This is a genomic window from Intestinibacter sp., assembly GCF_034113885.1.
Lineage (GTDB): Bacteria > Bacillota > Clostridia > Peptostreptococcales > Peptostreptococcaceae > Intestinibacter.
The window spans coordinates 20,196-35,813 of record NZ_JAXEWM010000012.1; the positions used below are offsets into that span (position 1 = coordinate 20,196).

15 protein-coding genes are annotated in these 15,618 nt (G+C 30.5%); 13 read left to right on the forward strand and 2 right to left on the reverse strand.

Going from position 1 to position 15,618, the window contains the following annotated elements; genetic code table 11:
• Nucleotides 1-2 precede the first annotated feature (2 nt).
• The 5 genes from SPD90_RS00785 to SPD90_RS00805 all read left to right on the forward strand — a co-directional run bounded on the left by SPD90_RS00785 (nt 3) and on the right by SPD90_RS00805 (nt 5,037).
• Nucleotides 3-782, forward strand: coding sequence for a phosphatidate cytidylyltransferase (locus SPD90_RS00785; RefSeq protein WP_320626331.1), 780 nt, complete (start codon nt 3-5; stop codon nt 780-782).
• A gap of 167 nt (nt 783-949) precedes the next feature.
• A complete protein-coding gene (locus SPD90_RS00790) occupies nt 950-2,101 on the forward strand; it encodes a 1-deoxy-D-xylulose-5-phosphate reductoisomerase (RefSeq protein ID WP_320626326.1) in 1,152 nt (383 codons plus the stop codon).
• A 12-nt stretch (nt 2,102-2,113) separates the two neighbouring features.
• Entirely contained in the window at nt 2,114-3,238 is a 1,125-nt protein-coding gene (rseP, locus tag SPD90_RS00795; protein ID WP_320626327.1) for an RIP metalloprotease RseP, read from the forward strand.
• A 35-nt stretch (nt 3,239-3,273) separates the two neighbouring features.
• Entirely contained in the window at nt 3,274-4,341 is a 1,068-nt protein-coding gene (gene ispG / locus SPD90_RS00800; protein ID WP_320626328.1) for a flavodoxin-dependent (E)-4-hydroxy-3-methylbut-2-enyl-diphosphate synthase, read from the forward strand.
• A 30-nt stretch (nt 4,342-4,371) separates the two neighbouring features.
• Nucleotides 4,372-5,037, forward strand: a complete 666-nt coding sequence (locus tag SPD90_RS00805) for an AIM24 family protein (protein WP_320626329.1) — start codon at nt 4,372-4,374, stop codon at nt 5,035-5,037.
• A 54-nt stretch (nt 5,038-5,091) separates the two neighbouring features.
• Here the strand turns inward: SPD90_RS00805 and SPD90_RS00810 are convergent, their stop codons facing one another.
• Nucleotides 5,092-6,042 carry a threonine ammonia-lyase gene (locus tag SPD90_RS00810; RefSeq protein WP_320924024.1) on the reverse strand — a complete coding sequence of 317 codons (951 nt, stop codon included), beginning with the start codon at nt 6,040-6,042 and terminating at the stop codon, nt 5,092-5,094.
• A gap of 272 nt (nt 6,043-6,314) precedes the next feature.
• Between SPD90_RS00810 and SPD90_RS00815 the strand changes: the two genes are divergently transcribed.
• The 6 genes from SPD90_RS00815 to SPD90_RS00840 all read left to right on the forward strand — a co-directional run bounded on the left by SPD90_RS00815 (nt 6,315) and on the right by SPD90_RS00840 (nt 12,844).
• Nucleotides 6,315-7,451 carry an ABC transporter ATP-binding protein gene (locus SPD90_RS00815; protein ID WP_320624814.1) on the forward strand — a complete coding sequence of 379 codons (1,137 nt, stop codon included), beginning with the start codon at nt 6,315-6,317 and terminating at the stop codon, nt 7,449-7,451.
• The gene (locus SPD90_RS00820; RefSeq protein ID WP_334309405.1) at nt 7,438-9,036 is read left to right on the forward strand and encodes an ABC transporter permease/substrate-binding protein; all 1,599 of its coding nucleotides are present in this window, start codon (nt 7,438-7,440) and stop codon (nt 9,034-9,036) included. Before SPD90_RS00815 ends, SPD90_RS00820 begins: the two co-directional genes overlap by 14 nt.
• Before the next feature lie 501 nt (nt 9,037-9,537).
• On the forward strand, nt 9,538-10,308 hold the full coding sequence (locus tag SPD90_RS00825; protein WP_320626360.1) for an ABC transporter permease: 771 nt from the start codon (nt 9,538-9,540) through the stop codon (nt 10,306-10,308).
• The gene (locus tag SPD90_RS00830; RefSeq protein ID WP_320626361.1) at nt 10,301-11,026 is read left to right on the forward strand and encodes an ABC transporter ATP-binding protein; all 726 of its coding nucleotides are present in this window, start codon (nt 10,301-10,303) and stop codon (nt 11,024-11,026) included. Before SPD90_RS00825 ends, SPD90_RS00830 begins: the two co-directional genes overlap by 8 nt.
• Before the next feature lies 1 nt (nt 11,027).
• Nucleotides 11,028-12,038 (forward strand): NrtA/SsuA/CpmA family ABC transporter substrate-binding protein, encoded by a 1,011-nt coding sequence (locus tag SPD90_RS00835; RefSeq protein WP_320924026.1) that lies wholly within the window; start codon nt 11,028-11,030, stop codon nt 12,036-12,038.
• A 152-nt stretch (nt 12,039-12,190) separates the two neighbouring features.
• On the forward strand, nt 12,191-12,844 hold the full coding sequence (locus SPD90_RS00840) for a hypothetical protein (RefSeq protein ID WP_320625832.1): 654 nt from the start codon (nt 12,191-12,193) through the stop codon (nt 12,842-12,844).
• Nucleotides 12,845-12,890: 46 nt separating this feature from the next.
• On the opposite strand, the gene SPD90_RS00845 is transcribed toward SPD90_RS00840, so the two are convergent.
• The gene (locus SPD90_RS00845) at nt 12,891-13,817 is read right to left on the reverse strand and encodes a Ppx/GppA phosphatase family protein (RefSeq protein ID WP_320625831.1); all 927 of its coding nucleotides are present in this window, start codon (nt 13,815-13,817) and stop codon (nt 12,891-12,893) included.
• Between the two features lie 196 nt (nt 13,818-14,013).
• Here SPD90_RS00845 and proC point away from each other — a divergent pair, with 196 nt between their 5' ends.
• On the forward strand, nt 14,014-14,817 hold the full coding sequence (gene proC, locus SPD90_RS00850) for a pyrroline-5-carboxylate reductase (RefSeq protein ID WP_320924027.1): 804 nt from the start codon (nt 14,014-14,016) through the stop codon (nt 14,815-14,817).
• Nucleotides 14,818-14,836: 19 nt separating this feature from the next.
• Nucleotides 14,837-15,616 carry an ABC transporter ATP-binding protein gene (locus tag SPD90_RS00855; RefSeq protein ID WP_320924028.1) on the forward strand — a complete coding sequence of 260 codons (780 nt, stop codon included), beginning with the start codon at nt 14,837-14,839 and terminating at the stop codon, nt 15,614-15,616.
• Nucleotides 15,617-15,618: the final 2 nt, after the last annotated feature.

Below are 15,618 nucleotides of genomic sequence, written 5' to 3' on the forward strand. Positions count from 1 at the left end.
TTATGAAAACAAGAATTATAGCGGGATTAGCTTTAGTTCCATTGTTGCTATTAGTTATTTTAGGAGGGATACCTCTTTATATAGGTGAATTTGTAATTGTTGCAATAGCTATCAATGAATTTTACAAGGCCTTTAAAGAAAAAGAAATAAATCCTATATTTAGCTTAGGATATATATTTGCTTTTTATTTATTTATAAAAAATTGTTTTAGCTTAGAGATGAACTATACTTATATAGTGATATTCATTTTATTCATATGTTCTATTATACCTATGCTACAATGTAAGAAAAATATTATGGATATAATAGTTACATTTTTTGGAATTTTTTATGTGGAGATATTGCTAGATTTTATAGTTCTTATAATAAATAATTTTGCTGATGGTCATAAATTAGTATGGCTAGTATTTATAATAGCATTTATGACTGATACCTTTGCGTATTTTTCAGGTTATTTATTTGGAAAACATAAATTGATACCAAATGTAAGTCCGAAAAAGACAATAGAAGGAAGTATAGGCGGTATACTTGGAAGTACAATATGCTGCTTGATATTTGGATATATATTTAATTTAAATATTGTTTGGATGTTGGTATTAGGAAGTATAGGAAGTATAATCGCACAGATAGGAGATTTATTTGCATCTTCAATTAAAAGATATGTTGGAATAAAAGATTACGGTAATCTAATACCTGGACATGGAGGTATATTAGATAGATTCGATAGTGTAATACTTGTTACACCTTTTGTTTACAGTGCAATAATACTTTTTATTAAATAAAAGCTGGCTCAAAATTTTTGAGGCAGCTTTTATAATGCATAGGAAATTATATTATAATTTTTTTTATATTGAATATATTAAAACTATAGTAAGAAAAAATTAATATATTTAAAATAAAATAGTGATATAATACATTTGTACAACCTATTAAGATGAGGAGATTAGACATGAAAAAACTTACAATATTAGGATCAACAGGGTCAATAGGTACACAGACTCTAGATGTAGTTAGAAAAAATAGAGATAAATTTGAAGTAGTAGCTATATCGGCAAATAGAAGTGTAGATTTACTTTTAGAGCAAATTATCGAATTTAAACCAAAATACGTCGCAGTATACGACAGAGAGAGCGCAGAGAAGCTAAAAAATTTAATACCGAAATACATAGATATAGAGGTCTTAGATTCGATGGAGGGTCTTGTAAGGATATCTACATTAGATGAAGTAGATATAGTTTTAACTGCAGTAGTTGGGATGATAGGTCTTATTCCTACTGTAAAGGCAATCGAACACAAAAAAGACATAGCTCTTGCAAATAAAGAGACGCTTGTGACTGCAGGAGAAATCGTTATGAAGGCTGCTAAAGAAAACGGCGTAAACATACTGCCTGTAGACAGCGAGCATTCAGCTATATTTCAATGCTTAAATGGAGAAAATAAAAAACAAGTAAATAGGCTTATATTAACTGCATCAGGAGGACCTTTTAGAGGTAAAACAAGAGAAGAATTGATAAATGTTACGAAAAGAGAAGCACTTAAGCATCCAAACTGGAGCATGGGGCAAAAAATAACTATAGATTCTTCTACCTTGATGAACAAGGGTCTTGAGGTGATAGAGGCGAAATGGTTATTTGACGTGGACTACAAAAATATAGATGTTGTAGTACATCCTCAAAGTATTATACACTCGATGGTAGAATATATAGATACTTCTGTTATAGCACAGTTATCTATGCCGGATATGAGACTTGCAATTGAATATGCCCTTACATATCCAAATAGGATAGCGAGTGATTTTGAGAGAATAGATTTTTCAAAAATAAGCAAGCTAACTTTTGAAGAGCCTGATAAAAATACATTTCCTTGTTTAAAGCTTGCATACGATGCTCTTAAAGAAGGAAAGACATATTTAACTGTACTAAATGCTTCTAATGAGGTACTTGTAGAGAATTTTCTAAGAGATAAAATAGGATTTTACGATATACCATATTATATAGAAAAGTCTCTAGATGCACATAATAGCATAAGTAATCCGACTTTAGATGATATTTTAGAAGTAGATATATGGACGAGAAATTATGTGAAAAATTTACTAAAATAGGAAGGTGAATATATGACAATAGTAATTGCATTATTATTATTTGGTATAATTATCCTTATCCATGAATTTGGACATTTCTTATTGGCTAAGAAAAATGGGGTAACTATCCATGAATTTTCAATAGGTATGGGACCTAAAATATACAGCAAGGAAAAAAACGGCACTGAATATTCAATAAGAATACTTCCAATAGGCGGATATGTAAGCATGGAGGGTGAAGAAGACGGATTTGATAGATCAGAGGAGGAAGATGATTTATCAGAAGAAAATGACTCAATCTATGAAAGTCTAGAAATTCAAGAAGATAAAAGTAAAATATCAGATGAAATAGACGGTGAAGTCGCTATAAATGAAGGATCTTTTGCAGAAAAGACTATACTTCAAAGAGCTAGTATAATATTTGCAGGTCCGTTTTTTAACTTTTTAGGATGCATTGGATTTTTAGTAGCTTTATTTTTAATAATAGGAGTTCCTACAACTAAAGTCGGAACTTTAATCGACGATGCCCCAGCAAAAGTAGCTGGAATAATGGTTGGCGATGAAATTAAATCTGTAAATGGACAAGAGGTCAGCTCGTCTACAGATATAACAGATATAATTTCAACATCTAAAGGAAAAGAAGTAAAAGTTGTAGTTAATAGAGACGATAAGGACGTGGAATTCAATATAAATCCAGTATTTAACAAAGATACGCAGACTTATATAATAGGTATAACATTTGATAGAACAAAAAATATAGTAAAATCATTTACAAATGCAGTTACAACTACATGGGATATAACTGTTCAAATGGTAGAATTTCTAGGTCAATTAGTGACAGGCAGAGTTGAAGGTGGAATTTCAAATTCTGTAGCGGGACCTGTTGGAGTAATAGGAATGGTTTCAGATGCTGCTAAGACAGGTATAACTAATTTACTTTACTTAGGAGCAGTTATAAGCTTGAACCTTGGAATTATGAATCTAGTTCCATTTCCTGCACTAGATGGAGGAAGACTTCTTTTACTATTAATAGAAGGGTTAAGAGGTGGAAAGAAATTAGATCCAAGTAAAGAGTCTATGATAAATATAGTTGGAATGAGTATTTTAATGGCGTTTATGTTGTTTATAACATATAAGGATATTTTGAGATTATTTTAATTAAATACAATTATATAAAAAGTAGAAGGTGAAGTATGAGTTACGAAAGAAAATTAACAAGAGAAGTTAGGGTTGGAAATGTAAAAATTGGAGGAAACAATCCAATTTCAGTACAATCTATGACTAATACAGATACAAGAGACGTTGAAAAAACTGTAGAACAAATAAAAAGGCTTGAAAAAGCAGGATGCGATATAGTCAGAGTTGCAGTTGTAGATATGGACGCAGCTAAGAGTATATCAAAAATAAAAGAACAAATAAATATACCTATAATAGCAGATATACATTTTGATTATAAATTAGCTCTAGAAGCTATAAATCAAGGTGTAGACGGTATAAGAATAAACCCAGGAAATATAGGTAGCATAGATAGAGTAAGAGCAGTTGTAGAAAAATGTAAGGAAAGAGATCTAAAAATAAGAATAGGTGTAAATGGAGGTTCTCTTGAAAAGGAACTACTTAAAAAATACGGCTCACCTACAGCAGAAGCACTAGTTGAAAGTGCTATGGGACATGTAAAAATACTTGAGGATTTAGATTTTCACAATATAGTTATATCTTTAAAATCATCAAATATTTATACAGCAGTAGAAGCATACGAGCTTATGAGCCAAAAGGTAGACTATCCGCTTCATATAGGTATAACAGAAGCAGGTGGAGTTAGAGCAGGTACTATAAAATCTTCAATAGGTATAGGATCTTTACTTCTAAAGGGAATAGGAGACACTATGAGAATTTCTCTTACAGGAGATCCAGTAGAAGAAGTAAAGGTAGGTAAGGATATTCTTAGAAGCTTGAATTTATTAAACGACAAAATAAAAATAGTATCTTGTCCAACTTGCGGTAGATGCAATATCGACTTGATAAAAATCGCAAATGAAGTTGAAGAAAAAATACAAGACATAGACAAAAATATGACTGTCGCTATAATGGGATGTGTCGTAAATGGTCCTGGAGAGGCTAGAGAAGCAGACATAGGTATAGCTGGAGGTAAAGGTCAGGGAATTTTATTTAAAAAGGGAGAAACTATAAGAAAAATCCCAGCTGATAAATTAGTAGAAGAGCTACTAGATGAAATAAATAAATTTGAAGTAGAGAAATAATTCAGATGTTTTAGTAAAATAGGGGGATATATGCTTAAATTTGATGTAACTAATGAATTGATGTGTATAGTAAAAGGTAGCGGAAGATTTTATGCTAAAAAAGGTTCTATGGTGGCTTACAAAGGTGATTTTAGATTTGAAAAGCTATTATTAGGACCAAATAACGGTGGAGGTCTAGGAGGAGCTCTTATTGGACATCTTCAAAGACGTTTGACAGGTGAAAATGTGCCTATAATGTCTGTAGAGGGAAGAGGAGAAGTCTATTTAGCTGAAAACGCATACCATGTAGACGTTGTACATTTAGAGCCAGGTGATGCGATAAATGTAGAAAGTGAAAATTTGCTTGCATTTACAGAGGAGCTTACATATTCAACTACTTTTGTAGGTTCTGGTGTATTATCTCAGAGAGGTTTATTTTCTACATATTTAAAAAACAATACAAATTCAGTCCAAGATGTGGCTATAATAACAGATGGAAACCCACTTATAATAGAAGCACCTTGCTGTGTGGATCCAGATGCAGTAGTAGCTTGGACAGGCAGAAAGCCAGAAGCCAGAGTTGCTCAATTGTCGTGGAAAACTTTTATAGGACAGACATCTGGAGAATCATATCATCTTCAGTTTAGTGAACCTGGACAGCTTGTGATAATCCAGCCATCAGAGAGACTTTCAGGATTGAATATATCGATTGATTAAGTTGAAATTATAAAAAGGGACTAGTTTAATAACTTTAAACTGTCCCTTTTTTGATTAGAATAAGTATTCTTTTATTTGCTCTTCTGTAATATTTGCACCGCAAATTACTACAGCGACTGTTTTTCCTTTGAAATAATCTTTATTTCCTAAAATAGCAGCAATTCCTACAGAGCTAGAAGGCTCTACAACTATTGAAGCGTTTGTATGTAAAAGCTTCATAGCATCTACGATTTCTTCTTCTCCAACTTTGATAACCTTATCTACAGTTATTTTCATCTCTTCTAAAACTTCGGGAATTGGATTTCTGATGGCTATTCCATCGGCTATAGTATCGATTGATTCTGAATTTATTAAACAGTTTTTTTTAAAGGATTCGGACATAGCTGGAGCACCCTTTGCAACGACACCGATAACTTCTGTGCTAGGTGAGTATTCTTTTATACATCTAGCGACTCCAGTGAGAAGGCCTCCATTTCCAAGAGCAACTAGGACAGCATCTAGAGTAGTATCTAGCTTTAGAAGCTCCATACCTATAGTACCTGCGCCTTCACATGTTTCTACGTCTAAGCTATCTTCAATTAAATCGAATTTATTTTTTAATGCATATTCTTTTGCAAAAATTCTAGCATCATCAAAGTCATCGCCTTTTAATATAACCTCGGCACCTAGAGATTTCATACGTTCGATTTTTAAAGGGTTTGCATTTTTGCTTGCAAATATTATGGATTTTATATTTTTTTTGGTGCAGGCATATGCGACGGCTTGACCTAGATTTCCGGCACTAGCGCAGACTAAAGTAGAGCCCTCCTTTAATTTAGATACATAATTAAATGCGCTTCTACCTTTGAAGCAACGTATAGGATTTAGAGTTTCCACTTTTAAAATAGTTTTGCACCCTAGGATTTCACTTAAAGGGTCGCATATGAATTGTGGCGTATTTAAAAATACAGGGTCAATATTATCAAATGCATTTTTTATGTTTTCAATGCTTAATCTACTTTTCACTATATCGTCTCCTTTTTTTATTTAGATATTTATTATATTATAGCAAAAGAATGTTTTATTTATATATTAAATAATATTTAAAGGAAAATTTTTGAAAAAGTTAATATTCACGTAATATTTATAAATTATTATATATAATATAAAGGATATGGCATTTATTTTAGATACATAAATGTTACAAAAGTGTAAATTGTTAGAAAACTAATTATATGTTATTATAACAATAAACAACTTACAACCTTATATTAAGTTGTAAAAAGGAGGCTTGGAATATGATTGAAATCAAGAATATTACAAAAACTGTAGGGGAAAAGGTTATACTAGATGATATTTCTCTGACTATTGAAAGTGGCAGCTTTGTAGTTTTAATTGGACCATCAGGATGTGGTAAGACTACTACATTGAAGCTTTTAAATAAGCTTATAGAGCCTTCGAGTGGAGAAATATATATAGACGGAAAGCCTATATCAAAAGAAGATCCTATTAAATTAAGAAGAAATATAGGATATGTAATACAAAATATAGGGCTATTTCCTCACTTAACAATAAAGGAAAACATCGAATTAATTCCAAAATTAAAGGGTGAAAAGAGCGAAGAGGAAATAAGCGAAAATACAGAAAGACTTATAAAAATGGTTGGACTTGATCCAGATGATTTTTTATACAAATATCCTACTGAATTAAGTGGTGGTCAGCAACAGAGAATAGGTGTTATAAGAGCTCTTGCTACAGATGCAGAAATAATACTTATGGATGAGCCATTTAGTGCACTAGATCCTATTACAAGAACTCAATTACAGGAATCTCTATACCAGCTTCAACAGGATCTCAAAAAGACCATAATATTTGTAACACACGATATGGATGAAGCTTTAAAGCTAGCAGATAAAATATGTATTATGAAGGATGGAAAGATACAGCAATATGATACGGCAGAAAATTTACTAAAACACCCAGCAAATGAATTTGTAAAAAACTTTATAGGTAGTGACAGATTGTGGAGTGCTCCAGAATATATAAAGGCAAAAGATATAATGATACAAAATCCTGTAAAGGCTATAGAGACGAGAACTGTAATACAGGCTATGGAAATAATGAGAACAAATAAAGTAGATAGTTTACTAGTGGTAGATAAAAATAATTTACTAGTAGGAATATTAACAGTAAAAGAACTGAGAAAAAATGGAATTCAAGATTATTACATATACAAGGTTATGAATAAAAACCCTCTATATATAGATGAAGACAGCAATTTAATAGAGATATTAGACATTATGAATAGAGAAAAGGTAGGGCATATTCCTGTAGTGTCTAAAGACAAAAGACTAGTAGGTTTGATAACGAGAAGTAGTTTACTTTCTGTTTTAAGTGAACAATTCTTAGAAATGGAGGTGAATGTCCTTGGATAATTTCGTAAATTACCTAGTGACTGAAAAGGCAAAAATATTGAGCTTATTAGCTCAGCATGTTGAATTGACAGTTGTTGCTATAATTTTAGCAATACTTATAGGTGTTCCTTTGGGAATATTTATATCACACTTTAAATCAGTTAGAAAATATGTATTAGGAGTTATAAATGTAGTTCAAGCAGTACCATCGATGGCATTTTTAGGGCTATTAGTTCCTGTTTTAGGAATAGGTAGTACACCAGCTATATTTATGGTAATTTTATATTCATTGCTTCCTATTGTTAAAAATACGTGTACTGGAATAACTGGAATCGACAAGGGAATTATTGAATCGGCGACAGGAATAGGACTAACACCAAGACAGATACTTTTTAAAATACAATTGCCACTTGCATTACCTGTAATTATGGCTGGTGTTAGAATATCAGCAGTATCTGCAGTGGGTCTTATGACTTTATCTGCATTTGTCGGAGCTGGAGGACTTGGATATCTAGTATTTTCAGGTGTACAAACTGTAAATAACACTATGATTTTAGCGGGTGCAATACCAGCTTGTATATTGGCGTTATGTGTAGATTTTATATTCTCAAAAATTGAAATAGTAGCTACACCAACTGGAATAACTCAAAATAAGAGTAAAAAAGCTAGAAAAGAAAAAGAATACAGAGATCCTAAATATAAAGCTAGAAGAAACAAGGTAATAGGAGTTGCAACAGCATTAGTGCTTTTATTTATAGGATGTGGAAGATATTTCTATTCTAGCTTTGCCGAGAAAGAAACTATAGTTGTAGGCTCTAAGGATTACACAGAACAATTAATTCTTGGGAATATGTATGCTGATTTATTAGAAGAATACACAGATTACAATGTAGAGAGAAAATTAAACTTGGGGACTACTGTACTTTGGAACTCAATGGTAGAAAAGGAAGTAGACGTATGTGTAGATTATACAGGTACAATTTTAGTAAACATAATGAAGGAGCAGCCCAATGGAACTTCAGATGACGTGTACAATCATGTAAAGGAATGTATATCTAAAAATTACGATCTACAATTACTAGACCCACTTGGATTTAATAATACATATACATTAGCTATGGAACAAGATGTAGCCAAAAAGTACAATATAAATACTTATTCTGACTTGGCGAAATACTCAGATGAGTTTGTATTATCACCTACACTAGCTTTTGAAAATAGAGATGATGGTCTTCCTGGGTTAGAAGAAGCTTATAATATGAATTTTAAAGATGTAAAATCTATGGATGGATCTTTGAGATATCAAGCTCTTACAAGTGGAAAGGCTCAAGTAATCGATGCCTTTTCTACAGATGGACTTTTAGAAAAATTTGACTTAAAAGTATTAGAGGATGATAAGAATTATTTTCCACCATATTATGCAGCTCCAGTAGTAAATAAGGATATTTTAGAAAAATACCCAGAGTTAGAAGAAATATTAAATAAATTATCAGGCCAAATAGACGAAGAAACTATGATTAAGTTAAACTATAAGGTCGATGAATTGGGACAATCCCCAGAAAAGGTTGCACATGATTTTTTAGTGGAAAAGAATTTAATTAAATAATAAATAAAAAAATAAGTTGTTAATTAAAGAAATTTAATTAGCAACTTTTTTTAGTTGATTTTTGAAAGGACGCTTTTATATGTGTATTATTTTATATTTTAGTATATTTATTCGACAAAAAAATTAAAACTAAATATGCAATTTATATAATAATAATTATAAAACAATTATATATTTATAACTATTATTACAATAAAAAAACTTTTCAAAAGATAAGTCCATCTAAAAGAAAAGTTGCTATATTTCACAAAAATAGCGTGAAATCATATTATAGAACTAATTTCCTTTCAGATTAGAATGATCTTTTCTGGTAGGCATAAATAGCTTGATTTTAAAACGATTCTAGCTAAAGAAATCTCTAGCATAGAAAATTCTATATTATTATTGTAGTATAATTATATACAAAAATCTACATTATCATCAAAATATTTTCCAAAAATTTACAAAATGATGTATAATATATCTATAAAACAAAATACGACAAATAATATAGGGGGATATATGATTAAAAAAATTCACGATAAATTAAAAGGATATTATATTTTTTTGTTGATTTTTATATTATGGGTTGTAGTATGTAAAATAGGTGTTTGGAATGAATACATATTACCTACGCCACAAAAGGTATTCGATACATTTAAGAATATGATTTTAAATGGGTCTATTTTCAAAAATGTTTTAGTAAGCTTGAAGAGAATTTTTATAGGATTTTTTATAAGTTCTGTACTTGCTATACCTCTTGGCATGCTATTTGGATGTAAGCAAAAGCTTTATAAATTTTTTAAACCTCTATTAGAATTTATGAGAAGTACTCCACCTCTAGCCTTAATTCCTATGCTTATATTGTGGTTTGGAATAGGTGAAAAATCAAAGATTATAATTATCGTATTAGCATCTTTTTTCCCGATATTTTTAAATACTCTAAGTGGTATAAAAAACTGCGATATAAAGTTAATTGAGGTGGGGAAAGCGTTTGATTTTACAAAATTAGAGATATTTATAAAAATAATAATTCCAAATGCTTTAGTCGATATATTTGTAGGACTTAATTTAGGCCTTGGATACAGCTTTAGAGCTATTATAGGAGCTGAATTAGTTGCAGCATCTAGTGGACTAGGGTATTTGATATCAGATGGTAGATCTATGTCTAGAACAGACGTTGTATTAGTTGGGATATTGATAATAGGATTTTTAGGTATAATAAGTGAATTTATATTTAGAAAAATAATAAAAAAAGTAAGTAGAGGAAAGCAGGTAAATTTCGATGATTAAGACGGGATTTGTGATTAAAAATTTATATAAAAAATTTTTTATTGAAGATGAAGAGCATATCGTTTTTTCTGATATATCCTTGGAGATACATGGAGATAAAATAACAGTTATATTAGGAGAAAGTGGATGTGGAAAGACTACTTTGCTTAGAATTTTATCTAACCTAGATACTGCAGATAGTGGAGAAGTCGTGTATATAAAGGATGGTAAAAAAATAACTCCAAAGGTCGGAGTTGTATTTCAGGAAAGTAGATTGATGCCTTGGCTTACAGTCAGCGAAAATATATCATTTCACTCAAAAAATATGGATAAAGAGATTTTAAACAAATATTTATCTATGATGAAGCTTGAAAAATTTAAAAATAGCTATCCAAATGAATTATCTGGTGGCATGGCAAATAGAGTCAGCATTGCTAGGGCATTATCTTATAATCCAGATATACTTTTGATGGACGAGCCTTTTGCGCCGCTCGATTATTTTACGAGAAGAAAAATGCAAAGAGAGGTCGTAAATATACATCAGAGTACAAAAAAGGGAGTTATATTTGTAACTCACAATATAGACGAGGCTCTTACTATTGCAGATAAGATTTTAGTTATAAAAAGGGATAAGACTATAAAGGAATTTTTTATTGAGGAGGACTATAATAGGGATTTAAGTGATTCTTATTATATAGATTTAAAAAAAATTATTTTAAATGAATTGGGGGAAAAATAACATGAACAAAAATTTGAAAAAAATAATAGGAGTAACTACATCGATGATTTTATCATTATGTATGTTGACAGGATGCTCTTCAAATAACAGCGCATCTTCTAGTAGCACAAGTGAGTCATCATCAAGTGAACAAACTACAGAGCTTCCAAAACAAATCAACATCACATATGTAAAAGCTCCACTAAATGTACCAAGTATATTAGAAAAGAACGATTCACTATTTGATGAAGAATTCAAATCTGAAGGCATAAAGGTAAATTGGTCTGAAATAACAGCAGGACCAGATCAAACAGAAGCTTTAGCATCTGGGGATATAGACTTTGCACATTGTTTAGGTGGAACATCAGCTTTAATAGCTGCATCAAATGGAGTAGACTTAAAGATAATAGGAGCTTATTCTCAAGCACCAAAGGGATTTATGTTAGTTACTAATGATAAGAACATAAAAGGACCTGAAGATTTAAAAGGTAAAAAAATCGGTGGACCTAAAGGAACTATTTTACATCAATTATTAGTAGCAGCATTAAAGGATAAAGACTTGAGCATCGATGATGTTGAATACATGGATATGCAAATACCTGATGCAGTTACTTCTCTAGGAAGTGGAGATATAGATTGTGCTTTAGTTGCAGGACCTGCTGCACTTCAATGCTTAAATTCAGGAAGTACAAAGGTTTGTGATGGTGAAGGATTAGTAAGTGGTATAACAGTTATAGCTGTAAATTCTGAATTTGCAGACAAATATCCTGACTTAGTTAAGAGATTTATGAAGGTTCATGAAGACACACTTGATTATATGGAAAAAAATTACGATGAAATGATAAGTAAAGTAGCTAAGGAATTAGATATAAGTGAAGATGATGTTAAATCACTATACGAATGGTATGATTTTGACGACGATATAGACGATGAAGAAATAAAGGCATTATACGATACACAAGATTTCTTAATTGAAAATAAAATGCAAGATAAAGAAATAAAAATAGAAGATTATATACTAGATGTAGAATAGATTTACATAATAAATAAAATTGTAAAGCTTATTGATACAATAAGATGGTTTTTGATTATTAAAATCATCTTATTTTTTTGTACTAAAAAGTATAATAATCGAAATTCCACAAATAATAAAATAGAAAATTAATTACTTTCGGAGGTATGAATATGAAGAATAAATTTTTTATTTTATGCTTGGCATTATTAATGGTTTTAGGTGTAGTTGGATGTGCTAGAAATAACAACGATCAAGCGACTAAAAATAATGCAGTTCAAGAGACGCCTGGAGACAATACAAATCAAAATAATGCTGCGAATGATGTCGCAGATAATGGCTACTACGATATATATACTAGAAACTACAATGCGAGCTTATTGCCATTAGAAGAAAATTATACTATGTATGGAAATTTAAACACAGTAGAAGAATACTACAAGACAAATAAATATCCAGGTAACAAAAAATATCTAGAAGAAGTCAAAAAAGCGCTTAAAGACAGCAGAGATAATGTCGAAAAATTTGTAAACAACATGGAAAAAGAGGCAAAATCAAACGATAATCAAGTAAATAAACTAAATAAAGAGATGATAGACGATGGTAGAGACTTGATAGAAGATATAGACGAAAGAATTCAAAGACTAGATAGAATAACAGATCAAGATTTAAACAGCTCAGAAACTGAATTTAGACGTCTAGTCGGAGAAAGAATAATGTTAGACGATGATGGAGATAACGATTTTAGAGATATACTTAGAAACATAGAAAGAACATTAGGTATAGATAGACAAAATAATAAAAATAATAATATGAAAAATAAATAAATTGTAGTTAACTACATTTAGAACCTAGCTATATTTAAAAATATGGCTAGGTTTGTTTTTCTAAGCAGCTATAAAAAATACCTTCTCTAATACCGTAATTATTTATAATTATTTTTTTCCCGTGGATATAAAGCATAAAATACTTCATGAAATTAGAGCTAGCACATATTACATCTGCTCTTTTTTTAGATACACCTTTGATACTTATTCTATCGCTATAATCTAAGCTGCAAATTTTATTATTTATATGAGATAGCTCAGAATAACTCATCTGAAAATTATGCAGAGAGGTTTCAGTGTAATTATCGCTATTGCAAATATGGATTTGGGCGATATTTTTCATAGAGCCTCCGATTGTTATTATAGGTAAATTTTTACCTTGCTTTAGCCAAGGGTATTTATTAAATTCGTTGTAAATATAATTTTTAAATTCATTTTTAGTAAAAGGAGATATTTTATTAAACATGTTAAACTTACTAGAAAGAGGAATTGGTCCAAGAGGCAAACTAGCGTAATTTTTAAATTTCCTATTTTTTATCAAAGCTATTTCGACACTAGCTCCACCCATATCCACTAAAAAATAACTGTTGTAATTTAAAGTATTGATAGTAGATACATATCCCAAATAGGATTCTTCATATCCAGTCAGTATTTTAACATCTAAACCTGTTTCCTTCTTTATTTCCTTTAAGACAATATCTCTGTTTGCACATTTTCTAAGCGTTTCTGTAGCTACAGCTATAATTTCTGTGCAATTAAAGGCTTCACATTTTTCTTTGAAATTTTGTATGCTTAAAATTAATTTATATATTCCCATTCCAGACAGATTTGGTAAGTCATCAATATAATAATCACTCAGTCTTATTTGATGTTTTCTCTCAAAAAGTACGTTTATTTTTTTTGATTCCCTTAATTCTGCTATTAATAATTTCAATGAATTTGATCCTAAATCGATAATTCCAATTGACTTCATAATTATATCCCCACCTTTACATATAGATTAATTATATCAAATATATTTAAAATAGGAAGAATTAAATATATAATTAATTAAAAGAGATAAAAATAATTAAAAAAATATGTATATATTAAATTTTACGACTATAATTGTTATATGAAAAGATAATATACATAAAAATTTTTAGCTATATGTAGAAAGGAAGAAAATAATGAAAAAAATAGGATTTATAGGAGCAGGAAATATGGCGGGTGCCATAATAGGAGGAATTGTAAAATCAGGATTAGTAAAATCTGAAAATGTAATTGCAAGTGCAAAGACAATGACAAATCTAGACAAATTAAAAGAAGAATACAAAATAAATGTAACTTTAGATTCAAGAGAAGTTGCTAAAAATTCAGATATATTATTTATGGCTGTAAAGCCTAATATATTTGATGGCGTTTTGGAAACTGTAAAGGATTTAATCGACGACAAAAAAATCGTGGTTTCAATAGCTGCGGGTAAAAACATCGATGGAATCGAAAAAATAATAGGCGCTGACAAAAAAATAGTTAGAACTATGCCTAATACACCAGCCCTTGTAAATGAAGGTATGTCAGCTTTATGTCCAAATAAAAATATAGAGGATGATGAATTAAAAATAGTAAAAGATATATTCGACTCTTTTGGAAAGAGCGAGGTAATAGGAGAGTATTTAATAGACGCAGTAATAGGAGTAAGTGGTTCCTCTCCAGCGTATGTGTTTATGTTTATAGAAGCTATGGCAGATGCAGCAGTTATGGCTGGTATGCCTAGAAAGCAAGCATATAATTTTGCAGCACAAGCAGTGCTAGGCTCAGCAAAAATGGTGCTTGAAAGTGGAAAACATCCAGGTGAGTTAAAGGATATGGTATGTTCTCCAGCTGGAACTACAATAGATGCTGTTAAAGTATTAGAAAATGAAGGCATGAGATCTGCTGTTATAAATGCAGTTTGTGCTTGTGTTGAAAAATCTAAGGAAATGAGCAAATAAAAATATTGGAGATGTTTTGATGGAAGAGAAGATAATAGAGATAAAATCTCTAAAAGTAAATTATGGAGAAAAAAAGGTTTTAAAAAATATAAATTTAGATGTATATAGGGGAAGTATAATCGGATATATAGGTCCAAATGGTGCTGGAAAAAGTACTACTATAAAAATACTTTTAGGATTAAATGACGATTACAGTGGCGAAGTCAAGATTTTTGGCAAGGACATAAGAGACGATGATTACGACTTTAAAAGCAAGATAGGGTATGTACCAGAGGTTGCTAAATTGTACGAAAATTTAACTGCTAGAGAGTATTTGACTTTTATTGGGCAGCTTTACAATATGCCTTACGATAAATGTGATAAAAAGGCTCAGGCATTGATGGAAATTTTGGGAATAGGACAGGCCTATGACACTAGATTGTCGTCTTTTTCAAAAGGGATGAAACAAAAGGTGCTTATAATTTCAGCACTAATACATAATCCAGAGATACTTTTCTTAGATGAGCCTCTAAGTGGTTTAGATGCAAATAGCGTGCTAGTTATAAAGGAAATAATATCAAAATTAAGAGACGACAAAAAAACTATTTTTTACTCATCTCATATTATGGAGGTAGTAGAAAAGATAAGCGATAGAATAGTTTTATTAAAAGACGGCAAGATAATTGCAGATGGAGATTTTGAGGAAATCAAAAAATTAAACCGCAAATCATCTTTAGAAGAAGTATTTAACGAGTTGACCGGATTTGATGATCATCTATCACTTGCCGAAAAATTTGTGGAAATAATAAATGAGGTATAAAT